This window comes from Clostridioides sp. LIBA-6622, assembly GCF_056716095.1.
In genome coordinates this window covers 2,790,425-2,811,534 of record NZ_CP196998.1, presented here as the reverse complement: position 1 = coordinate 2,811,534, position 21,110 = coordinate 2,790,425, and the positions used below count along the sequence as shown (strand labels likewise).

Sequence of the window (21,110 nt, the reverse complement as noted above, 5' to 3'; positions counted from 1 at the left end):
AATGGCTAAATTTAAAAGGAAGTCCGAGGAAGTAGAAGCCTTCAAATGGATATTAGGAAGTACAAACACTCCTAGATGGTTTTATCAAGCTTTTGAAAAAGGGACTATATGGCTTGATGAATCTTTAAACTCTATGAATCGCAAAGGTGAAGTAAAGAAAACTATTTGTATAAAGTATAAAAATGGAGTTATTAGAGCAACTAATGGAGATTTTATTATAAAAGATAGTGAAGGTAAAATCTATTCTTGTGCATGTGGGGAATTTGAAAAGTATTATGAGGATTTAGATGATGAAAAAACAAAGATTTCTGATAAAGTTTTTAAATATCCGAGTGAGATGGTATCAAAAGAGGTAAGGTTAATATGTCCAGAAATGAAACTTGAAATTTTAGGATTTAAGGGGGATAAATAAATGGCTAGATTTGTAAAGAAAGCAATTGAAGTGGAAGCTTTTAGATTTGATATAGATGTAGAACCAACAGTATGGATACGAAAAGAGATTGAACGTGGCAATGCTTGGGTTGAACACTCTATTGATAAGGCACATACTAAATTGTTCATAAGAACTCTTGAAGGGCTGATATATCAAGTTAACATAGGGGATTATGTGATACAAGGTGTAAAAGGAGAAATATATCCTTGCAAAGCAGATATATTTGAAATGACATATCAAAAAGTTGAATATACTGCAACTATTGAAAATTTAACAAATTATGCTGAAAATTTAGAACAAAAGCATAGATACATTGATAAAGAAAAGGTTAAGAAAAATAACTTAGAATTTTCAGCTAAGTTGGAACTAGATACAACAGATTTTGAGGAAAATATAAAAAGTGCTACAAAAGAAATTGACATATTTAACGAAGCAGTGAGAAATTTAGAAGAAAATTTAAATAGAATATTTGGAAAAGAAAAAAATAATGAAACAAAAATAAAAATAAAAAGTCCTGTAAAGCAACTTTCTGATGAGGATTTGAAGCATATAAGAGAGCTAGCATCTAAAGATATAAAAACACGTTTTGCTAAAGAAGGGAAAACTAAGATAAATTATTAGATAAAAAGGGTAGGTGATTTTAATGTGTATATTAACTCAAGTTATAGTTGTAGTTTGTGTAGTACAAATTGTTATTAATTGTATTGCTAATCTTAGCGTAAGTATTCTTTGCAATAAATTAAAAAAAGAAAATAAAGCTAATATAGATGAAGTTTCTGATGAAATTTTAAAAAGAGTAAGAGAAGAATTAAATAAATCATTAGAAAAAAGTCTTTAAGAGTTTTTTTATTAGGTAAAAAACAAAAGGAGGATTGCATTATTGAAAGAGTATGTAATTTGGTTTAAGAGTGGAAATTGTATATCTGGAATAGTAGATGAAGATGTTGCTGATAATTTAATGCAAGATTTTATTGAAGCTGACTCAGATTGTAGAGACTTGAAAGGATATTTAGATGAAGATGGAACAACAATAATAGATTTATCACAAATAGAAGCTATATCAATAAATAATTGTAATGAGAATAATAATATTGGTTTTAGTAAGTCCTAGATAGGGCTTTTTATTATGTAAAAATGAAAGGAGAATTAAATAAAATGAAAAAAGGTGAACTGATTGCACTAGGTCTTAGTGAAGAAGATGCAAAGAAAGTAGAAGTTGAATCGCTAAAAGAATTAGACAGTTACATTAATAAGATTGAGTATGAAAAAGTAAAAGAAGAATTAAAAGCATCTAAAGAAGCAATTGAAGGTTTTAAGGATGGAATGACAAAAGAGCAGATTGAAGAACTTAAAAAAGGTTATGAGACTAAATTAACTGCAAAGGATGAAGAATATCAAAAAAAATTAAAAGAAAAAGAGCAAAGAGAGTTTGACATGGCGTTAGAAAATGAACTTATTAAGCTTAATGTTCATAGTACTAAAGCAGCAAAAGCAGAACTTGATTTAGAAAGGGTAAAATATGAAAATGGTACTTTTACGGGGCTAAAGGAACAGACTGATAGTTGGGCAACTCAAAAGTCTTTCTTAATAAAAACAGGGGAAACTAAGATAAATTACAATCCCGATAATGGCAATAAAAATACATTAAGCAGGGCTGAAAATATTGCAAAAGAAAAAAATGAGGAAGGTTCAAAAAATCCATATGCTGACGCATGGAGTATAAAATAAAAAGGAGGATAAAGTATGTATTTTAAAGAGGTAAATTTTAATAACACACCCGAATTTCTAGCTTCTCAACACTATATTAACTTTACAAATACAGTATTAGATACAGATGTAGTGGCTGATGAAAATGGCAGAAAGTATGTATTAGCAGGAAGCTTATTAGGTGAAAGTGGAAAGATAGTAAAGATAACTAGAGCAGGTTCTTCGGGTAGCTATACATACACATTATCAGAAGACCCTGTAGGAATTGTATTTGCAACTGTAGATGTTACTTATGGACCACAACCAGTTGCATCAATGGTAGAAGGTTATGTAATAACTGAAAGATTACAAGGTGAGTATGTAAAAGAAGCTATAGAAACTATAAAGACAAAATTACCAAATATTAAATTTATGTAGGAGGATGAAATATGGCAAGAGTAGAGGAATTATTATCAGTTCAAGAGCTGATAAACTATACAAAGACTAGAAAACTGAAAGAAACAATGGGAGATTTATTGTTTCCAACTCAAAAGATAGAAGGGCTTGAAATAAAAATGATAAAAGGTGCATCTAACCTTCCAGTATCAGCAAGTGTTCATGCGTTTGATACAGAAGCAGAAATTGCATCAAGAGAAGGTGATAATTTAAGTATAGCTGAACTTGCACTTGTAAAAAGAAAAATAAAGCTAGATGAAAAAGATATAATTGTACTTGAACAACCAAGAAATTCTCAAGAAGAAACTCAGATGATAAATCAAATATTTAATGATGTTGATAACCTTGTATCAAGTGTGAATACTAGAGTAGAAGCAATGAGAATGGAAGTGCTATCGACTGGAGAATTGAATATAAATGAAAATGGAGTTAAAGCTGCTTTAAAATATGGAACTCCAACAAATCATAAAGAAACAAAAACTTGGTCTAGTGGAACACCAGATATATTAGGAGATATTTATAATATGACTGATAAAATAGTTGTTGATACTGGATTTACTCCAACAAGGTCATTGACTTCTAAAACTATCCTAAATGTGATATTAAGGGATGAAAAACTAAGAAAGGCTATATTTGGTATAAATAGTGATAAATTACTTACTTTAAATGAATTAAATACATTTTTAGTTTCTCAATCTCTTCCACCTATTTTTACTTATGATGAAAGATATAGAGTACAAGGCAAGGATGGTAAGTATACAACAAAAAGATTCTTAGATGAAAATAAATTTATACTTATGCCTGATGGTAAGATGGGAGACACTTTTTTTGGACTAACAGCAGAAGAATTAGAATTAAGAAAGAATTCATCTATAGATATTAGTTCGATAGGAAATATAATTGTAGAACAATACTCTACTGCTGACCCAGTCGCTAAGTGGATAAAAGCAGTTGCAACAGTTTTACCTAGCTTTCCTTATGCCGACCAAGTGTTTATGGGTACAATAAATTAGAGGTGTTAATATGGAAATTGAAAGACTAAAAAAGCTTTTAGGGTTTAGCAGGGAAGATGATTCAAAAGATATTATATTAGAGTTTGTATTAGAAGATGTAGAGGAAATGGTCAAAAATCATTGTAATATATCTATCATTCCTAAAGAGTTGAATAATACAGTTTTAAGAATGGCTATAGATATGTATAAAAATGAGAGTCTAGGAAGCGAAGATATTGCATTAGGCTCTATTTCTTCTATAAGTGAGGGCGATACATCTGTTTCATATAGAAGTTCAGCTAGTGAATTTAAAGAATCTTTACTCAAAGATTATAAAGCACAATTGAACAGATACAGAAAAATTAGGTGGAAATAATGAATAAATCAAAGAAAGCAATAGAAATGTTATATAGAGATAAATGTACTATAGTAGAATATCAACCAATTAAAGACCCTGTAAGTAAAAGAACTAACAACAAAGAAGTAGTTGTATTAGAAAATCAACCATGTAAGCTTTCATATAAAAATATTGCATCAGCTACAGATGGAAAAGTAGCTAAGCTAGAGCAAACTATTAAACTCTTTATATCTCCAGATATAAAAATTAAAGCAGGTTCAAAACTTATTATAAATGATAAAGAGTATGTAAGAAGTGGAGAATCTGCTATATACCCTAATCATCAAGAATTAATATTAGAATTACTTAAGGATAAAGCTTAATGGCTAGATGGGGCAGTGTTGATTTTAGAGAGTTTAAAAGAGCTTGTAAAAGGATGGAGAAATTTACAAAGATTGATTTAGATAAGTTTTGTAAGGATGCAGCAAGAGAATTAGCAGCAAGACTCTTAGGTAAAGTAATTAGAAGAACACCGGTTGATACAGGATTTTTGAGAGAGGGTTGGAGTGGAGTAGCTTACGCTAGGTCGCTTCCTGTTTACAAACAAGGTAATAATTATATTATAGAAGTCGTTAATCCAACTGAATATGCAAGTTATGTAAATTTCGGGCATAGAACTAAAGATGGCAAGGGATGGGTTAAAGGACAACATTTCTTAACTATTTCAGAGATGGAACTACAAAGTCAAGTTGATAAGATTATAGAGAAAAAGTTATTAATCTTGTTGAAAGGAGTGTTTGATGCTTAATAATATTATAGATGGAATATCAGTAAAATTAGACAAAACATTTGGAGAAAGTTATACAATTTACAGTGAGGATGTAGAACAAGGGATAAATGAACCTTGTTTTTTTATTTGCCCTCTAAATCCAAGCAAAGTGCCATATCCAAATGGCAGAGAGTTGAAGAAAAATTCATTTGATGTACATTATTTTCCACGTTCAAAAGATAAGAGTTTTGAAATAAATGAAGTAGCTGAAATGTTGTTGGAGGAATTAGAGTATATAGAAATTGATGGAGATTTAGCAAGAGGTACAAATATGAACTTTGAAATTATAGATAATGTGCTACACTTCTTTGTTGATTATAACTATTTCACTATAAAAAGTAATAATACAGATAAGATGAGTGATGTTGAATTGTTTGGTGGATTAAAGAGAGGTGATAAACTTGAGTAAAACATTAAGTAAAGAAGATAGCTACAAGTTCACTAAGGAACAGATAGTTAATTCTAAAAAATATGTAAACAGAAAAGACTTATTAAATGCAATTTTAAAAGAAAATGAGTTATATTCTTTCTTAGAAGTAGAGGATAGAATAAATAATTTTATGAAAGGAGTGAGTTAATATGGCTTTAGGTGGAGGAACATTTATAACACAAAATAAGGTACTGCCTGGTGCCTATATAAACTTTGTAAGTGCTGCAAGGGCAACAAGTACATTATCTGATAGAGGTATTGTCTCAATGCCACTTGAATTTGATTGGGGTATTGATGAAGAAGTATTTCAAGTAACTAGTGATGATTTTGAAAAGTATTCAACAAAGTTCTTTGGATATGATTACACTCATGAGAAGTTAAAAGGTCTGAGAGACTTATTTAAAAACATACGACTAGGATACTTTTATAAACTAAACAAAGGAGTTAAAGCTAGTTGTAGTGTTGCTATAGCTAGATGCAGTGGTATAAGAGGTAATGACTTAAAAGTAATAGTTACAACAAATATAGATGATAACACTAAATTTGATGTTGTAACACTTTTGGATAATAAGAAAGTAGATACACAAATAGCAAAAGTCATTACAGATTTAATTGACAATGACTATATCACTTGGAAGAAGGATGCAACACTAGAAGCAAGTGCAGGACTTGTATTTACTGGTGGTACTAATGGAGAAACGATTACAGGGACAGAATATCAAGCTTTCTTAGATAAAATAGAAAGCTACTCATTTAATGCACTAGGATGTTTGGCTACAACAACAGAGATTAAAAGTTTGTTTGTAGAATTTACTAAGAGAATGCGTGATAGAGTTGGAGCAAAGTTTCAGACTGTATTATATAAGAAAAATGATAGTGATTATGAAGGTGTAGTATCTGTAGAAAATAAAATAAAAGATGTTGGATTATTAGAGTCGAGTTTAATTTACTGGGCTACTGGAGCTATAGCAGGATGCGATATAAATAAATCTAATACAAATAAAAAGTATGATGGTGAGTTTGATATTGATGTTAATTATACTCAGATACAGTTAGAAGAAGCATTAAAGAGTGGTAAATTTATATTTCATAAAGTTGGTGATGAAGTTCATGTGCTAGAGGATATAAATACTTTTGTCAGCTTTACAGATGATAAGAATGACGATTTTTCAAGTAATCAAAGTGTTAGAGTACTTGACCAAATTGCTAATGATATAGCGATTTTATTTAATGATAAATATCTTGGTAAAGTGCCTAACGATAAGGCAGGAAGAATAAGTTTTTGGAATGATGTAGTAAAACATCACAAGGAATTAGAGAATATAAGGGCAATAGAAGATTTTAAAACTGATGATGTTAGTGTGGAGCTTGGAAATGATAAGAAAACAGTTATAGTAAGTGATGCAGTTAAGGTTATAAATGCTATGAGTAAGCTTTATATGACTGTTTCTGTTAGTTAATTAGGAAGGAGAATATTAGAATGGCTAAAAATATTACTATGAAGTCGAAAGATGCAATAAGTGCATCTTTGGCAGAATGCTATGTTACCATTGAAGGTAAAAGATACCTTCTTATGCAGTGCATCAAGGTAGAGGCTAAATTTAAGAAGAATAAAAGTAAGATACCAATTTTAGGGCAAACAGGAAAAGGAAACAAAACTACTGGATGGGAAGGCACAGGAAGTGCAACTGTTCATTATAATACTTCTATCTTTAGAAAACTTATGCTTAGATATAAGGAGACTGGAGAAGATATATATTTTGATATGCAAATTACTAATGAAGACCCTACTTCAAGCATAGGAAGACAAACTATTATATTAAAAGATTGTAATATAGATGAGGTCACATTAGCTAAATTTGATGCAGATAGTGAATATTTAGATGAGGATATAGATTTTACTTTTGATGATTGGGATATGCCAGAAGAATTTAAAATTTTATTAGGTATGATATAGAATACACATTTATAAATTATAGATGTGTGTTTTTTATGTAAAAATTAAAATAAAAAGGAGAATTAAGAAATGAGTAATTTAAGTGCTTTTTTAAGTCAAAATGCAATAAAAAATGAGAATGTAATGTATGTGGCAAGTGACAGATTTTTAGATGAAGAAGGAAAACCAGTCGAATGGGAATTAAGAGTTTTATCTTCTGAGGAAGATGAAGTATTAAGAAGAAATTGTACCAAAAGAGTGAAAGTGATTGGCAATAATGGGAAACATACAGGACAATATACAAGTGAAATTGACTACAACAGTTATGTAGCTGAATTATGTGTGGCATCTACTGTATTTCCCGATTTGAAAGACGTTGAGTTACAAAATTCCTATGGAGTAATGGGAGAAGCTCAGCTATTAAAAACAATGCTTACGGCAGGAGAATATGTAAATTACACTGTAAAAGTGAATGAGGTTAATGGATTTGATACAACTTTTGAAGATAAAGTAGAAGAAGCAAAAAACTAATCAGAGGTGGCGATTTTGATGCTAGTATTACTCATTATTGTATTCAAAAATTAAAGTGGAAACCTAGTGAATACTTGAATTTAGAAGTTAATGAGAGAGCATTAGCAGCCGCCTCAATACTTGTTAAAATAGAAGATGAAGAAGAAGCAATGAAAGAAGCTGAAAGAGAGAAAAAGAGAGGGCGAAGAAGATAATCTATAATGTAAAAATTTTACTGATATAGTATAATATTGCTAAAGAATATAATTTAGGGGGATATTATATTATGTGGAGTAAATTTAAATCTTTTAGTAAAGGCAAGAAAATATTCTTTGGAATACTAGCTTTTATTTTATTTCCAGTTACAATAGCCATTTTTTTAGGAGAGGCAAGTATAAACTTATTAATAGGAGGATTTAAAAAGAAGAAGATATTAAAGATTGTAGGAGGATTATTTGTAGCATATTTTTTTATAGTCGTTATAATAGCAGATATAGAGATATATAGCAGTTTATTCAAAGGAGAACTTCAAAATGCTGAACCAGTAGCTAATGAAAATGAAGGTCAAATTAAAAAAGCGAAAGAAGAAAAAACTGATGAGATTAAAATGTCTGAAGATGAACAAAAAATTTCTAAAGTTATAGATACAGAGCCAAAGAAAATTAAAAATATAGCTAATATACTTAAAGAATGTGGAATAGAAGATTTTGATAGTATAAAACATGATGATGGATTGGATAATGCACATTTTGATGGGGAAAAAGGTTATAGAATTGAATTTAGTGGCTCTAAAAATATAATACTATATATAAACAAGGATAGTTCTGTTTACAATGTTAGATGGGCTAATAATGACTTTTACAAAGATAGCAAAGTAGTATCTAAAGTGAGTGATTATACTCTTACAATTGATGAAAAAACAGAATTACAATTACAATGTGAAAATGGTGTTAGTGCAGTTCTAAAGTCACCAAGCACGGCTAAATTTCCAAATATAACAGAATGGGCATTTTCTAAAGATAAAGAAAAAATAGTAGTTCAGTCTTATGTAGACTCTCAAAATTCACTAGGGGCAATGCTTAGAAGTGATTTTCAAATAACTTTTACAAGTGATAGTAAAAATGTAAAATCTTTTATATTTGATGGAGAAGAAATGATAAAATAAATGATTTAAGGAGTAATCGAGTTGATTACTCCTTTCTTATATCTAAAATAATAAGGAAGGAGGTTGAAATATGGCTACAATACAAACTTCTATAAAAATATTCGATGGAATGACACCTGCATTCAGACATATGACTAATGCTATGAATATAGTAATTAGCTCATTTGAGCAGTTACAAAGAACTTCTAGTAATGCAGTAGATGCCAATAGTATAAGAACCGCTAGGGAAGAATTAGCACGTGCAGAGGCTGGGTTTGATAGATTAGAAAGACAAATAAGAGAAGCAGATGGGCAGCAAAGAAAACTTAATGATGATATTAGCAAAGGAACAAGTAATACAGATAAATTACTTAGAAGTGCTAAAAAACTTGTTGGAGTGTACATGAGCTTAAGGACTTTGGGGAGTGTTGTTAATTTATCTGACCAAATGACTAGCACAAATGCTAGACTTAATATGATAAATGATGGTCAACAATCAGATAGTGGACTTAATAAAATGATATTTCAATCAGCAGAAAGAGCAAGGGCATCTTATTTAGATACTTCTAAAATAGTAACTAGAGTCGGAATGAATGCAGGTAAAGCATTTAGCAGCACAAAAGAGATAGTAGCATTTGCTGAACAATTAAATAAAAAATTCGTAATTGCAGGAGCAACGACAGAAGAAACAAATTCAGCCTTGCTACAACTAACACAAGGATTAGGAAGTGGTGTTCTAAGAGGTGAGGAACTTAATGCAGTATTTGAGTCAGCACCTAACATTATTCAATCGATTGCCGATTATTTAGACGTGGATATAGGAAAAATAAGGAGCATGGCAAGTGAAGGAATGTTAACAGCAGACATTGTAAAAAACTCATTACTTGCAGCAGCAGAACAAACCAATGCAGAGTTTGAGAAGATGCCTTATACATTTAATCAAATTTGGACATCAATAAAAAATAATTGCATTATGATTTTTGGTGTTATACAAAAAAAGATAGAACAATCTATGTCTAGTCAAGGTTTTCGAACCTTTATAGATAATTTTATAAATGGATTATATGTTTTAGGCAATGTATTTTTTAATATTTTCAATGGTATTGTAAATATATTAGGAAGCCCGTTTTTTCAAGCTTTTACTAATATAATTATTGTAGGTGTTAGTTTGATAACAGAAGCACTAGGTTGGATAATAACACAAGCATTAAATGTTGTTAATGTTTTTGCACAAAACTGGAATATTATTGCACCTATAATTTATGGAGTTGTTGCAGCTATTGCAATTTATTCTATAGCTCTAGCAGGAATGTGGTTGTGGGAAAAATTGGTCGCAGCTTCTAAATTCGTTGTAATGTTTGCTCAGATGCTTTTGAATACTCAAACATTGACGGGGTATGCATATCTTATAAAATATGCAGCTGGACAATGGATAGCAAATGAAGCCATGTTAGCATGTCCAATTTTTTGGATAGTTGCAGGTATAATCGCTTTAGTAGTAGCTTTGTTCGTTGGGATTGCAGTTTTCAACCATTTTGCAGGAACAAGTATAAGTGCAGTTGGTGCAGTAGCAGGAGCAATATCAGTTGCGGCAAGTTTTATAGGTAATATATTTATTGCAGTAGGTAATATGCTTATAGATATAGTTGCTTTAATTTGGAATACATTTGCTACTTTTGCAGAGTTTTTAGCAAATGTATTTAACGACCCACTAGGTTCTGTCATAAGGTTATTTTCAGGGATGGCAGATACTGTTTTAGGGATTTTACAAAGTATAGCTTCTGCAATAGACACCATATTTGGTTCAAATCTAGCAAATGCAGTGAGTGGATGGTCAGATAAGTTACAAGGATGGACAGACGAAGTGGCAGGAGAAGCTAAGATAAAAGTAGAAAGAATTGACCCTTCATCTTTACATTATGATAGGCTTAATTACGGAAAAGCTTGGGACGCAGGATATAAATGGGGAGATAAGCTAGAAACTAATATAAAAGATAAATTCGATATTGGCAAAATGGCAGAGGATGCAAAGAAAAAACTTGGGCTTGATGATTTATGGGATAAAAAATACGGACTTGGTGATGGAATTGGTTCAGCTGGATTAAACTCACCTCTCAGTGATGCAGCAAAAGGAGCAAAGGATACCGCGGGAAATACTGCAAAGATGGCTAAGACTATGGATAAAAGTCAAGAAGACCTTAAATACCTTAGAGATATAGCAGAACAAGAAACCATCAATAGATATACAGGAGTAAATATTAAAATTGACATGAACAACACAAATAACATAAGTAAAGATACAGATGTAGATGGAATAGTAAATGTGCTAACAGAAAAACTGAATGATGCTATGGTTGTATCAGCTGAGGGAATAGTTTAGGAGGTGTAGTAGTGGCTTATGATTTTTATTTAGATGGAGTGCAATTGCCAATCACACCTGGTAAGCTTGAGGTCAAAGTAACAAACAAAAATAAGACAGTAGACCTAATAAATACTGGAGAAGTAAACATATTAAAAAAAGAAGGATTATCTGAAATAAGTTTTGAAGCAGAATTTACACATAATAAACTACCATTTTATCGTGGTCAATTTAAAGATGTACAATTCTTTTTAAGTAAACTAGAGTTATTAAAAACTGATTGTAAGCCGTTTCAATTTATTGTTTCAAGGGAAATGGGTAATAAGGTCCTATTTAATACTAATATGAAAGTATCACTTGAGGAATATACAATCTTAGAAGACGCCGACAATGGCTCAGATACGAAAGTTTCTATTAAATTAAAACAATATAGAGATTATTCAACTAAAAAATTAGTTCCTGTGACACCTAAAACTACTAATGATACTGGGAGACCAAACGTAAAGATAGAACCTAAAAGGATTGATTCAGTCAATGCACCAAACTCTAAGACGTACACAGTAAAAAGTGGTGATTCTCTTTGGTCAATCTGTCAAAAACAACTTGGTAATGGTTCACTATATAAGAAAGTATATGAACTAAATAAATCAATGATGGATAAAGCTAACAAGAGCAAAAACTTAAGTAAATATACAATCTATAAAGGGCAGGTGTTGAGGCTTGTCTAATGAATTAGTATTAGCAAATGATAGAGATATAAGGTTAGTTATTGCACACTTAGAAGATTTCTATGAGCCCGTAGTTTTAGATGGAATCACATGGGAAATTGAAAGACGAGGAACACCTTCTAAGTTAGAGTTTACTATAGTAATGGATGATATACTACAGTTTTGTGAAGGTAATTCAGTTCGTTTATATTTTAAAGGAACAGGCGTATTTTATGGATATATATTTCAGAAGAAAAGAGATAAGGAAAATCATATTAAAATTATTGCATATGACCAGTTGAGATTTTTTAAGAATAAAGATACTTATGTTCTTGAGAACAATACTGCAAGTGAACTTGTAAAGATGTTAGCTAAAGATTTTAAATTAAAATACAATGTCATAGAAGATACAAAATATAAAATATCGAGAGTTGAAGAAAATAAAACACTCTTTGATATGGTTTTAACTGCACTAGATGATACTCTAAGAGAGAAAAAAGAAATGTATGTTTTGTATGATGATTTTGGAAGGATAACATTAAAAAATGTTGCATCAATGAAATTAGATACTGTTATGAATAATGATGTAATAGAAGATTTTGACTATAATTCATCAATAGATAGTGATACTTATACAAAAATAAAACTTGTCAGAGACAACGAGGAGACAGGTAAAAGAGATGTGTATATTGCACAAGATTCTACACATATGAGAAGTTGGGGAATACTTCAAATGTTTGATACTGTAGACAAAAACATGAGTGAAGCAGAAATAAAACAAAAATGTGATATACTTTTAAAACTATATAATAAGAAAACTAAGTCGCTAAGTTTAAAAAATGCAATTGGAGATATTAGAGTGAGAGCAGGTTGTTTAGTACCTGTTTTTTTAGATTTGGGAGATATAGAGTTACAAAATTATATGCTAGTTGAGAAAGTTAAACATACTTTTGAAAATAATTCGCACTTCATGGACTTGACACTTGTTGATGGAGATGAATTTGCTTCTTATTCTTCAAGTTCCTACTCAAGCGGAAATAGTAATAATAAAAATGAGAAACAAAATGGCACTGCACAAAGCACTACAAGCAAAGAAGATACTGAAATGGCTAATAAAATTAATAAACTACTTAAAGGGAAATTATCAAATACAGGGAATGACTATGTTAAATACTCAAATGCTTATAAAGTTAATCCAGCTTTAATGGCTGCAATATCAATGCACGAATCAGCTAGGGGTACTTCAAACATTGCAAACACTAAAAATAATTTCTTTGGAATGAGAAGAGATGGAAAGTATTTAAGTTTTTCAAGTACTGATGAAGGAATAAAAAGAGGTATAAGTAATTTATCAAGAAACTATATCTATCAAGGTAGAAAAACATTAGAAAGTATCAGAAATAAGTATTCTTCAAGTTCAGATAAAGAATGGGTAAAATGTGTAAGTTCATTTTATAAACAAATAACAGGTAATAGTTATAATAATTCAAGTGGTACAGGAATTGGAAGTGATGAAGAAGCAGAAAAGAATTTAAAAGATACAACTTATCAAGTTCAAAATAATAGCACTGATAATACATCAACAAACAATAATAGTAAAGTAAGTAAAGTTATTCAAGAAGCAAAAAATCAACTTGGCAAGCCATATGCTTGGGGTGGTAATGGTCCTAAAAGTTTTGATTGTAGTGGACTTATGATTTGGGCATTTAAGAGAGGTGCAGGAATAAATCTACCTAGAGTTTCAGCAGACCAATCAAAAGATAGTAGAGGAAAACTATTATGCAACATAAATGATGTAAAAGCTGGGGATTTAGTATTCTTTGCATACAATCAAGGAAAAGGAAAGGTACATCACGTTGGACTATGTATAGGAAATGACCAGTTCATACATTCGCCAAAGACTGGTGATGTAGTCAAAATAAGTAGTTTAAGTGGTAGACAAAATAAGAATCATGATTTTGCAAGAGCTAGAAGATTCTTTTAAGTGAGGTGATAATATGAGTCAAGAATTATTGCAAATAATTAAAAAGGCAGCAATGGATGCAGTAGAAACAAGTAATCCAATGCAAATTGTATTTGGAACAATAGAAAGTGTAAGTCCTTTAAAAATTAAAATAGAACAAAAATTATCTATTGGTGAATTTTTTTTAATACAAACAGATACATTTAAAAGATATACAGATAAAAAGATAGGAGATAAATTAGTTCTAATTCGTATGCAAGGAGGACAACAGTATTTAATTTTAGATAGGATGTGATGAAGTGATACCAACAGACACTATTGACTATGATATTGAAGATGTATCAATTATAAATTTTAATGTAAGGCAAGAACCAAGTAAGACTTTTAAACTTCATATAGAGAGAAATAAAGTAGATGGTATTTGTGATGATGTGGAAGCATTAAAACAGACCATCTTTTTAATTTTAAATACAGAGAGATACCAACATCTAATATATAGTTGGAATTATGGAGTCGAGTTGAACGACCTTATTGGAGAACCTGTCTCATATGTAATACCCGAACTTGAAAGAAGGATAACAGAAGCATTAATGCAGGATGATAGGATTGAAAATGTAGATAATTTTGAGTTTGAAAATCAAAAAGGAAAGGTTCAGTGTAAATTTATTGTCCATACCAAATATGGAAATATCAAAGCAGAGAAGGTGGTGAGTATTTAGTGTTTGAACTTATGACATTTGAAAATATAATTAAAAGAATGTTAGATAGTGTACCTGACACGTTTGACAAACGAGAGGGTTCTATAATATATAATGCCTTGGCACCAGTTGCTATAGAACTTACAGAGACCTACATTGCCATGGATGAATTACTAGACCAAACATTTGTTGATACTGCCAGTTACTATTATTTAGAGAAAAGATGTAAAGAAAGAGGAATTACACCACTTGAAGCTACTAATACAATTGCAAAAGGAGTCTTTAATATAGACATTCCATTAGATTCACGTTTTAATCTAGGAGAATACAATTATATTGCAACAGAGAGAATTAGTGAAGGAGTATATAAAATGAAATGTGAAACTGCTGGACCTGTATTTGAACTTGGTCAGTTGATTACAATTGAATATATAGATAAATTAGAAACAGCAGAACTAACAGAAATATTGATAAATGGAGAGGATGAAGAATCTGAGGACAGTTTGAGGCAAAGATACTATGATAGTTTAAACTCACAAAGTTTTGGTGGTAATATACAAAACTATAAGGATGAAGTTAATAAGATACAAGATGTCGGAGGAGTTAAGGTTTATCCTGTCTGGAATGGTGGAGGAACTGTTAAGTTAGTAATAATTAACTCTAATTTTAAAGTACCATCTGCTGATTTAGTTAATCTAGTACAAGAAGAAATTGACCCAAACCCAAAAGGAGAAGGTCTCGGACTAGCACCTATAGGGCATAAAGTTACTGTTACAGGAGTCGTGAGTACAACTATAAACATATCAGCAGAGATAACATATAAAAGTGGCTACACTTGGGAGAATATAAAGAATATAGCAGAGGAAACAATAGACGACTACTTAAATGAACTTAACATGAGCTGGGAAGATGAAGAAAACTTAATAGTCCGTATATCTCAAATTGAAACTAGATTGCTTAGTATAGATGGAGTATTAGACATTGCAAATACTATGATAAATGATGTTGCATCAAATTTTAGTGTTGATAAAGATTCAATAGTAGTAAGAGGTGAGGTACTTGGATAAAGAGGTAAATCTAATAAGTTACTTACCACAGATTTTACAGGACAAAGAAGAATATATAAAAGCATTTAATGCAGATAACAAAGAAATAAAGATACTACATGATAAATTAGATGATGTCTTAAATGACCAGTTCTTAGAAGATTTGACCATAACTGGTATAAAAAGATGGGAAAAAATAATGTCTATAGTTCCAAAAAGTAATGAAACTTTAGAGGATAGAAAGTTTAGGATTTTCAGTAGATATATAAGCAAATTACCCTACTCAGAGAGATTTCTTAGGAACTGGTTAGATTCAATTGTTGGAGAAGGTAATTATGAGTTAACTATTAATAGTTCTACTTATAATATACACCTGGAAAGTGATGCAAGGAATCAAGACTGGTTTGAGGAAGTTCATTCATTTGTAAGTAGTATCAAACCTTGTAACCTAACTTTAGATTATACTAGAGTTTTGGTTAGTAAAGATAATGGTCTGTACTTTGGAGCGACAACTATTACAGGGCATGAGATTACAATATACCCTTGGTCACCTAGTGATATTGAGACTTATGGAGAGATTAATATTCTCAGTGGCAATGGTTGTGGATACCAAGAAATAACTATTTATTAGGAGGTGGTAGTTTGGCTATAGATAAAAGCTATTACACGATATTAACAAACATAGGTAAGGCTAAAATAGCAAACGCAAGTTTAGTAGGAGGAAAAGTTGATTTTGTCAAGATTCAACTTGGAGATGGTGCAGGAAGTGAATATAATCCAACAGAAGAGCAAACAGTACTCAAAAATGTAGTTTGGGAAGGTAATGTAGGAAATGTTAAAACTGATGAAGACTTGGCAAATTGTCTAATTTTAGAGAGTCTTATACCTGCAAATGCTGGAGGCTTTATAGTTAGAGAGATAGGTTATTTAGATACAGAAGGTAATTTACTTGCTATATCAAAATATAGGTCAGCATACAAGCCTAGATTAGAAGATGGAGCAGTTATTGACATGAAGGTAAAAACTATTTTTGTTGTATCTAATGTTAATAATATAGAGCTTAAAATTGACCCTACAATAATTTTTGCTACATTAAAAGATTTGCAAGATTTAGAGGTCAAAATAGACACTATTAATGCTAAAATAGATACAACTAAAACAGAGTTAACAAGCAACATAGAAACTGCTAAGACAGAGTTAAACACTAGAATTGACACAGAAAATGAGAAACAAAATATCAAGATTGACCAATTAATCGCAGGTGGCTCGAATGTGGCATATACTCAAAAAGTCACAATTGATGATTGGGTGGATGATACAGAAAATGGATTCAAAGCAACTGTAACACATAGTTTGTTAACACAGAGAATAACTGTAAATATTATAGATGCTACTACAAAAGATAATGTAGTTCCCGATTTCACAATTATAGACGATAATTCTATTGAGGTTAGAAGTGGAGTAAAAGTTGAGTTAAATGTTTATGTTATAAATGGAAACGCAGAGACTCATTTTATTAATGCGACCGTTGATGATAATAGAGTGTCTGAAATGACTACTTATTCATCTAAAAAGATTGAAGATAGATTCGTTAATTTAGAAGAAAAAGTAAATGGTGGGCTATCCAGTATTGCAACTAGCGTGAATGAGTTAATAACTTATTGTTAGAAATTAGAAAGGAGAGTGATGAAATGACTACGGAATGGAATTTTGATTATACAGGTACAGAACAACCTATTACTTTAAAACCAGGTAGATATAAACTTGAATGCTGGGGCGCTAGTGGTGGAGAAACGCATAGTGCTACTTCTCATTCGGGTGGAGGATACTCTGTTGGTGAACTTATACTAAGAAAAGAGACTCTTTTATATGTTTATGTTGGTCAACTAGGTTTAGATACTTCTTCTACTAACTATGCATTTAATGGAGGTGGTTATGGTGTTAGTACTGGAGGAGGAGCTACTGATATAAGACTTGTTGGAGGAGCGTGGGACAGTGAACAAGGTTTATTTTCACGTATAATTGTAGCAGGAGGAGGCGGTGGTGGTCATGCAGGTTTTGGAGGTGGTAATGGAGGTGGATTAAAAGGAGAAAATAGTATTACTTCTGATGGAAGTGCTGTTGGAGCAACTCAATATGATGGAGGTAGAGGTTTAGAAAATGATGGCAAAAATGATGGCTTCTTTGGAAAAGGTGGTTGTTCTTCTAATCATGCAGGAGGCGGTGGTGGATGGTTTGGTGGTTCAGGTTGCTACTATTCTCACTGCAATGGCGGAGGAGGTAGTGGATATGTTCTAACTAAAAACAGTTATAAACCTACTGGATATACACCAACTTCTGAATATTGGCTAGAAAATGCTAGTACAACAGCAGGTAAAACATCAGCGGGTAATAGTGGAGTCAATGGTAAAGCCAAAATAACATTACTCCAAACATTACCTTTTTTAAATGTATCAGCTTATAACTCAACTACTGCAACGTTTAAAGCAGACCACACAGACCCTGCATTATTAACTAAAATAGAAATATTTATAGATGATGTATTAAAAGAAACTATAACAGAAGATTTAACAACAGAGAAAACAATTAACTATACATTAGAAGATAATGCACTACACACACTTAAAATAGTAGTTACAGACAGTGCAAATGCTACAGTAGAGAAAGTATTAAGTATAAGTAAGAATATAATGCCATTGCCCGAAAATGTGAATTTAAATGATATATCTACAAAATTGACAGAAGTTAATGCAGGATTTAAGAATGGAAAAACAAGTATTATAAATACTTTAGCATTAAAGAATATAGAAGCAAATTTAAATAATACACTCGTTGAGTTATCAGAGAAAATAAAGACTTCTTTTGATAGCTCAGATGCTAGTGTACAGGAGTTACAAAATAGAATAACAGAGTTGAATAATCAGCTTAGTCAAAGAAAAAAGTGGGCTAGTGGTACTTATACTTTTACTCAAAATGATTATGACAATTTTTACTCACGATATTCGGCTGGTAGTAACTATGCGAGAAGTCTTACTGTTCCTATTAATTTAAATTTCATCCCTAGTCTCATTATTGTTGAAAAAATTACCCTTTATGATGGTAGTTATGGCTCAGATTTTTATGCTGTTAATAATTTAAATAAATTCACTTCTGTTGGTCGTGTTAATAGAAGTAATGAATATTATTTTCTTGCTCATATGTTTGTTTTAAGTGTTGATAGTAGTAATTTTGTTTTACGTACTTATCGTGACACACGCACTAATACTAGTGATGACATATATCGTTGCAAAGTTGGAGAAAGTTTTACATGGTATGCTTATGAATAAGAAAGGTGGTAATTAAATATGAATAGAGGAAATAGAATAATTTATAATCAAGACGGAAAAATATTACTTCAAACTGGAGAAACAACAGGAGATGTATCAGAGCATGATACAATAACCGAATTACATTACTTAGATGTTGAGTTTGGAAGTATAGACTATAGTAAACAGTATATAGAGTCAATAAATCCAATCACAAAAGAGCCTGTTTTAAAAAATATAGAAGTCATTTTGACAGATGAACAAAAGAGATTACAAGCATTAGAAGAAGAACTAAGTATGTTAAAAGAAGAAAATAAAAATAGAGATAGTGAGATAGTAAACACAGCCTTTGAAGTAGTAAATATGAAATTAAATAATAGTCTTTAGGAGGAATTAATATGTATAACTTATTAAAATTAATGATAGAACAAAAGAACTATAGTGCCAAAGAGGATTTGCAGCACAAAATGGATGTATTCTATGCGGTAAACAGGATTACAGAGGAACAATATTTAGAGTTAACAAGTTTATTAAATAAAGAAGAAACACCAGTAGAACCAACAGTATAGAAGGTTCTTTTTTTATTGGAAAGAGGTGATTTAATTGACTTTCAAAGAGTTAGTTAATAAAGTTAGAAATCTTGTTTTAGAAGCAAAGAAAGTAACTATAGAAGATACGGAGAATTTATTTGAAAGTGATAATGTAGAAGATGCTTTAAAAGAGGTTTTTCAGTCTGGAGTTAATGTTAAAAATAATGTAGTAACAACATTAAACTCCAAAGGTGCAGAGGTTACTACAAATGATACATGGGAAGAAATAAAGAATAAAATTGATAAAAAAGAGGGTCGATTGGATTTAAGAGAAACAACACTTTCAAATAGCTATGCGTATTTAGTTACAAATGGAGCTATAAAATATATTGAAAGATGTAGTGGAAATTTCAAAACTTTTGACTATGAAGAACCTTATTTTTATGTAATTAAAGAAACTCATTTAATTAAAATTAATGCTAATGATGAAACAGTAGTTTTTGATATTACTTTAGCTAATGCTAACTTCTCATGTATTTGTATTACTCAAGAATTTTTATTTATATCTGATAATAATAAATTATATAAAATAAATAAAGCAACTGGAAGCGAGATACAATCTATAGAAGGTGCTTATTATAAATTGTGTGCATATGGAGATTGTGTTTATGGAGTATATGGAAATGAAACTTCTTCAATACTCCATAAAATAAGAATATCTGATATGTATATAATGCTAACTAAGAATTTATCATCAAATGAAATTTACAATTTTAATAGAGGCAAGTTTGTTTGCAACAAAAATGGTATTTATGCAACAACAGAACATTCAAACACAAGTAGTATTACAAACTGTCATTTATCTAAAATAAATTTTGATTTTACTATAGCTAAAGATTTTAGGATAGGTGGATATTTGTATGAAAAAAATATTAAGTTTTTAAATGATTTTGTTATTGTATCTGATGCAGAAAGAGGCATAGAAATTGATAGTAACAAAAAAGGTGCTTTAGTAAAATACGACGCAAATTTAAATTTAATCGTATATTCGGATGATAGTAAATATGACAATTTTGATATATATAATGGATATATATATGCTTTATATTCACTTTCTAGTAGTCCTTTTGTAAAAATAAGTTTAAATACTCTTAAACACGTTGACAGTTACCGAAAACTTACTGAAACATACCCAAATGCTGGTATGTTTATAATAAATGATATAGTTTTTTTTATTAATGGTGGAATTTTTAGAAATGTATTATCAAAAAAGGTTTATTCATATGAAAAAGGAGAGGAACTTTAATGATTTATTTAGGAAATTTACTAGATACAGAGAAACAAAATATAAAATATATTGGGATGATACACTATAAACCAACTTTACTATCAGAAGAAGATTTAAAAAGTGGAGTTTTAGTTGAGGAATTGCCAGTACAACAATATGTAGAGAATAAAGAGGCAAAGTTATTTATAAATATAGATACTAAAGAAGTTTTCTATAGATATACAGATGTTAAAAGTAGTATAGAAGATAGAGTAAATTCTACAGAACAAACAATAGCAGATTTAACATTTCAACTTATGAGTAATGGGGTGATATAAATGAATTGGTACAAGATAATAACAGATTTTTATAAAAATGGAAATTGGACTAAAGAGCAAGTTAAAACAGCAGTTGTAAAGAGTAAAATAACATCAATAGAATATAAAGAAATTGTAGGAGAGGACTATATAGCATAGTCTTTT

The 21,110-nt window shown here is 30.5% G+C and carries 30 protein-coding genes; all 30 read left to right on the top strand.

The genetic code is table 11. The annotated features are described in order from the left end of the window. The first annotated feature begins 1 nt into the window (after window position 1). The gene (locus tag ACTG47_RS13340) at window positions 2-412 is read left to right on the top strand and encodes a hypothetical protein (RefSeq protein ID WP_479924909.1); all 411 of its coding nucleotides are present in this window, start codon (window positions 2-4) and stop codon (window positions 410-412) included. Continuing rightward, on the top strand, window positions 413-1,054 hold the full coding sequence (locus ACTG47_RS13335) for a hypothetical protein (protein ID WP_479924908.1): 642 nt from the start codon (window positions 413-415) through the stop codon (window positions 1,052-1,054). A gap of 22 nt (window positions 1,055-1,076) precedes the next feature. Continuing rightward, window positions 1,077-1,271 (top strand): hypothetical protein, encoded by a 195-nt coding sequence (locus tag ACTG47_RS13330; RefSeq protein ID WP_479924907.1) that lies wholly within the window; start codon window positions 1,077-1,079, stop codon window positions 1,269-1,271. Window positions 1,272-1,313: 42 nt separating this feature from the next. Beyond that, complete coding sequence (locus ACTG47_RS13325; RefSeq protein ID WP_479924906.1) at window positions 1,314-1,544, top strand: hypothetical protein; 231 nt, start codon at window positions 1,314-1,316, stop codon at window positions 1,542-1,544. Between the two features lie 44 nt (window positions 1,545-1,588). Next, entirely contained in the window at window positions 1,589-2,161 is a 573-nt protein-coding gene (locus ACTG47_RS13320) for a phage scaffolding protein (protein ID WP_479924905.1), read from the top strand. A gap of 15 nt (window positions 2,162-2,176) precedes the next feature. After that, window positions 2,177-2,557 carry a hypothetical protein gene (locus tag ACTG47_RS13315; protein WP_479924904.1) on the top strand — a complete coding sequence of 127 codons (381 nt, stop codon included), beginning with the start codon at window positions 2,177-2,179 and terminating at the stop codon, window positions 2,555-2,557. Between the two features lie 11 nt (window positions 2,558-2,568). Further along, window positions 2,569-3,588, top strand: coding sequence for a major capsid protein (locus tag ACTG47_RS13310; RefSeq protein WP_479924903.1), 1,020 nt, complete (start codon window positions 2,569-2,571; stop codon window positions 3,586-3,588). Between the two features lie 10 nt (window positions 3,589-3,598). Continuing rightward, the gene (locus ACTG47_RS13305; protein WP_479924902.1) at window positions 3,599-3,943 is read left to right on the top strand and encodes a phage head-tail connector protein; all 345 of its coding nucleotides are present in this window, start codon (window positions 3,599-3,601) and stop codon (window positions 3,941-3,943) included. Continuing rightward, on the top strand, window positions 3,943-4,287 hold the full coding sequence (locus ACTG47_RS13300; protein ID WP_479924901.1) for a hypothetical protein: 345 nt from the start codon (window positions 3,943-3,945) through the stop codon (window positions 4,285-4,287). Before ACTG47_RS13305 ends, ACTG47_RS13300 begins: the two co-directional genes overlap by 1 nt. Continuing rightward, window positions 4,287-4,712, top strand: coding sequence for an HK97 gp10 family phage protein (locus tag ACTG47_RS13295; RefSeq protein ID WP_194655000.1), 426 nt, complete (start codon window positions 4,287-4,289; stop codon window positions 4,710-4,712). The genes ACTG47_RS13300 and ACTG47_RS13295 overlap by 1 nt, the downstream gene beginning before the upstream one ends. Beyond that, window positions 4,705-5,142, top strand: coding sequence for a phage tail terminator family protein (locus ACTG47_RS13290; RefSeq protein WP_479924900.1), 438 nt, complete (start codon window positions 4,705-4,707; stop codon window positions 5,140-5,142). The genes ACTG47_RS13295 and ACTG47_RS13290 overlap by 8 nt, the downstream gene beginning before the upstream one ends. Further along, window positions 5,126-5,311 carry a hypothetical protein gene (locus ACTG47_RS13285; RefSeq protein WP_479924899.1) on the top strand — a complete coding sequence of 62 codons (186 nt, stop codon included), beginning with the start codon at window positions 5,126-5,128 and terminating at the stop codon, window positions 5,309-5,311. The genes ACTG47_RS13290 and ACTG47_RS13285 overlap by 17 nt, the downstream gene beginning before the upstream one ends. Before the next feature lies 1 nt (window position 5,312). Then, entirely contained in the window at window positions 5,313-6,623 is a 1,311-nt protein-coding gene (locus ACTG47_RS13280) for a phage tail sheath family protein (protein WP_479924898.1), read from the top strand. 20 nt (window positions 6,624-6,643) lie between these two features. Continuing rightward, entirely contained in the window at window positions 6,644-7,120 is a 477-nt protein-coding gene (locus tag ACTG47_RS13275; RefSeq protein ID WP_065977991.1) for a phage tail tube protein, read from the top strand. 69 nt (window positions 7,121-7,189) lie between these two features. Beyond that, window positions 7,190-7,630, top strand: a complete 441-nt coding sequence (locus tag ACTG47_RS13270) for a phage tail assembly chaperone (protein ID WP_479924897.1) — start codon at window positions 7,190-7,192, stop codon at window positions 7,628-7,630. A 265-nt stretch (window positions 7,631-7,895) separates the two neighbouring features. Continuing rightward, window positions 7,896-8,774 carry a hypothetical protein gene (locus ACTG47_RS13265; protein ID WP_479924896.1) on the top strand — a complete coding sequence of 293 codons (879 nt, stop codon included), beginning with the start codon at window positions 7,896-7,898 and terminating at the stop codon, window positions 8,772-8,774. A 70-nt stretch (window positions 8,775-8,844) separates the two neighbouring features. Next, window positions 8,845-11,133 carry a tape measure protein gene (locus ACTG47_RS13260; protein ID WP_479924895.1) on the top strand — a complete coding sequence of 763 codons (2,289 nt, stop codon included), beginning with the start codon at window positions 8,845-8,847 and terminating at the stop codon, window positions 11,131-11,133. 11 nt (window positions 11,134-11,144) lie between these two features. After that, on the top strand, window positions 11,145-11,840 hold the full coding sequence (locus tag ACTG47_RS13255) for a LysM peptidoglycan-binding domain-containing protein (RefSeq protein WP_479924894.1): 696 nt from the start codon (window positions 11,145-11,147) through the stop codon (window positions 11,838-11,840). Beyond that, window positions 11,833-13,803, top strand: coding sequence for a C40 family peptidase (locus tag ACTG47_RS13250; protein ID WP_479924893.1), 1,971 nt, complete (start codon window positions 11,833-11,835; stop codon window positions 13,801-13,803). The genes ACTG47_RS13255 and ACTG47_RS13250 overlap by 8 nt, the downstream gene beginning before the upstream one ends. Before the next feature lie 13 nt (window positions 13,804-13,816). Continuing rightward, window positions 13,817-14,077, top strand: coding sequence for a DUF2577 domain-containing protein (locus tag ACTG47_RS13245; RefSeq protein ID WP_227832502.1), 261 nt, complete (start codon window positions 13,817-13,819; stop codon window positions 14,075-14,077). Between the two features lie 4 nt (window positions 14,078-14,081). Next, the gene (locus ACTG47_RS13240; RefSeq protein WP_479917008.1) at window positions 14,082-14,501 is read left to right on the top strand and encodes a DUF2634 domain-containing protein; all 420 of its coding nucleotides are present in this window, start codon (window positions 14,082-14,084) and stop codon (window positions 14,499-14,501) included. An 11-nt stretch (window positions 14,502-14,512) separates the two neighbouring features. Beyond that, complete coding sequence (locus ACTG47_RS13235; protein WP_479924892.1) at window positions 14,513-15,547, top strand: baseplate J/gp47 family protein; 1,035 nt, start codon at window positions 14,513-14,515, stop codon at window positions 15,545-15,547. Continuing rightward, window positions 15,540-16,157 (top strand): YmfQ family protein, encoded by a 618-nt coding sequence (locus ACTG47_RS13230; protein WP_479917144.1) that lies wholly within the window; start codon window positions 15,540-15,542, stop codon window positions 16,155-16,157. The genes ACTG47_RS13235 and ACTG47_RS13230 overlap by 8 nt, the downstream gene beginning before the upstream one ends. Before the next feature lie 11 nt (window positions 16,158-16,168). Further along, window positions 16,169-17,194: a phage tail protein gene (locus tag ACTG47_RS13225; RefSeq protein WP_479924891.1), complete on the top strand. Its 1,026-nt coding sequence runs from the start codon at window positions 16,169-16,171 to the stop codon at window positions 17,192-17,194. Between the two features lie 23 nt (window positions 17,195-17,217). Next, window positions 17,218-18,852, top strand: coding sequence for a glycine rich domain-containing protein (locus tag ACTG47_RS13220; RefSeq protein ID WP_479924890.1), 1,635 nt, complete (start codon window positions 17,218-17,220; stop codon window positions 18,850-18,852). An 18-nt stretch (window positions 18,853-18,870) separates the two neighbouring features. Then, the gene (locus ACTG47_RS13215) at window positions 18,871-19,218 is read left to right on the top strand and encodes a hypothetical protein (protein WP_479924889.1); all 348 of its coding nucleotides are present in this window, start codon (window positions 18,871-18,873) and stop codon (window positions 19,216-19,218) included. Between the two features lie 32 nt (window positions 19,219-19,250). Further along, on the top strand, window positions 19,251-19,400 hold the full coding sequence (locus ACTG47_RS13210; protein WP_479924888.1) for a hypothetical protein: 150 nt from the start codon (window positions 19,251-19,253) through the stop codon (window positions 19,398-19,400). A 34-nt stretch (window positions 19,401-19,434) separates the two neighbouring features. Next, window positions 19,435-20,667 (top strand): hypothetical protein, encoded by a 1,233-nt coding sequence (locus ACTG47_RS13205; protein WP_479924887.1) that lies wholly within the window; start codon window positions 19,435-19,437, stop codon window positions 20,665-20,667. After that, entirely contained in the window at window positions 20,667-20,966 is a 300-nt protein-coding gene (locus ACTG47_RS13200; RefSeq protein WP_479924886.1) for a hypothetical protein, read from the top strand. The genes ACTG47_RS13205 and ACTG47_RS13200 overlap by 1 nt, the downstream gene beginning before the upstream one ends. Then, a complete protein-coding gene (locus tag ACTG47_RS13195; protein ID WP_479924885.1) occupies window positions 20,967-21,104 on the top strand; it encodes an XkdX family protein in 138 nt (45 codons plus the stop codon). Window positions 21,105-21,110 lie beyond the last annotated feature (6 nt).

Excerpts from the sequence above, each read along its gene's own strand:
- ACTG47_RS13335 (WP_479924908.1), top strand. The coding sequence starts at position 413 with ATGGCTAGATTTGTAAAGAAAGCAATTGAAGTGGAAGCTTTTAGATTT.
- ACTG47_RS13270 (WP_479924897.1), top strand. The coding sequence starts at position 7,190 with ATGAGTAATTTAAGTGCTTTTTTAAGTCAAAATGCAATAAAAAATGAG.
- ACTG47_RS13220 (WP_479924890.1), top strand. The coding sequence starts at position 17,218 with ATGACTACGGAATGGAATTTTGATTATACAGGTACAGAACAACCTATT.
- ACTG47_RS13260 (WP_479924895.1), top strand. The coding sequence starts at position 8,845 with ATGGCTACAATACAAACTTCTATAAAAATATTCGATGGAATGACACCT.
- ACTG47_RS13275 (WP_065977991.1), top strand. The coding sequence starts at position 6,644 with ATGGCTAAAAATATTACTATGAAGTCGAAAGATGCAATAAGTGCATCT.
- ACTG47_RS13195 (WP_479924885.1), top strand. The coding sequence starts at position 20,967 with ATGAATTGGTACAAGATAATAACAGATTTTTATAAAAATGGAAATTGG.
- ACTG47_RS13265 (WP_479924896.1), top strand. The coding sequence starts at position 7,896 with ATGTGGAGTAAATTTAAATCTTTTAGTAAAGGCAAGAAAATATTCTTT.
- ACTG47_RS13305 (WP_479924902.1), top strand. The coding sequence starts at position 3,599 with ATGGAAATTGAAAGACTAAAAAAGCTTTTAGGGTTTAGCAGGGAAGAT.
- ACTG47_RS13295 (WP_194655000.1), top strand. The coding sequence starts at position 4,287 with ATGGCTAGATGGGGCAGTGTTGATTTTAGAGAGTTTAAAAGAGCTTGT.
- ACTG47_RS13245 (WP_227832502.1), top strand. The coding sequence starts at position 13,817 with ATGAGTCAAGAATTATTGCAAATAATTAAAAAGGCAGCAATGGATGCA.
- ACTG47_RS13290 (WP_479924900.1), top strand. The coding sequence starts at position 4,705 with ATGCTTAATAATATTATAGATGGAATATCAGTAAAATTAGACAAAACA.
- ACTG47_RS13310 (WP_479924903.1), top strand. The coding sequence starts at position 2,569 with ATGGCAAGAGTAGAGGAATTATTATCAGTTCAAGAGCTGATAAACTAT.
- ACTG47_RS13235 (WP_479924892.1), top strand. The coding sequence starts at position 14,513 with ATGACATTTGAAAATATAATTAAAAGAATGTTAGATAGTGTACCTGAC.
- ACTG47_RS13300 (WP_479924901.1), top strand. The coding sequence starts at position 3,943 with ATGAATAAATCAAAGAAAGCAATAGAAATGTTATATAGAGATAAATGT.
- ACTG47_RS13215 (WP_479924889.1), top strand. The coding sequence starts at position 18,871 with ATGAATAGAGGAAATAGAATAATTTATAATCAAGACGGAAAAATATTA.
- ACTG47_RS13330 (WP_479924907.1), top strand. The coding sequence starts at position 1,077 with ATGTGTATATTAACTCAAGTTATAGTTGTAGTTTGTGTAGTACAAATT.
- ACTG47_RS13200 (WP_479924886.1), top strand. The coding sequence starts at position 20,667 with ATGATTTATTTAGGAAATTTACTAGATACAGAGAAACAAAATATAAAA.
- ACTG47_RS13210 (WP_479924888.1), top strand. The coding sequence starts at position 19,251 with ATGATAGAACAAAAGAACTATAGTGCCAAAGAGGATTTGCAGCACAAA.
- ACTG47_RS13320 (WP_479924905.1), top strand. The coding sequence starts at position 1,589 with ATGAAAAAAGGTGAACTGATTGCACTAGGTCTTAGTGAAGAAGATGCA.
- ACTG47_RS13340 (WP_479924909.1), top strand. The coding sequence starts at position 2 with ATGGCTAAATTTAAAAGGAAGTCCGAGGAAGTAGAAGCCTTCAAATGG.
- ACTG47_RS13280 (WP_479924898.1), top strand. The coding sequence starts at position 5,313 with ATGGCTTTAGGTGGAGGAACATTTATAACACAAAATAAGGTACTGCCT.
- ACTG47_RS13315 (WP_479924904.1), top strand. The coding sequence starts at position 2,177 with ATGTATTTTAAAGAGGTAAATTTTAATAACACACCCGAATTTCTAGCT.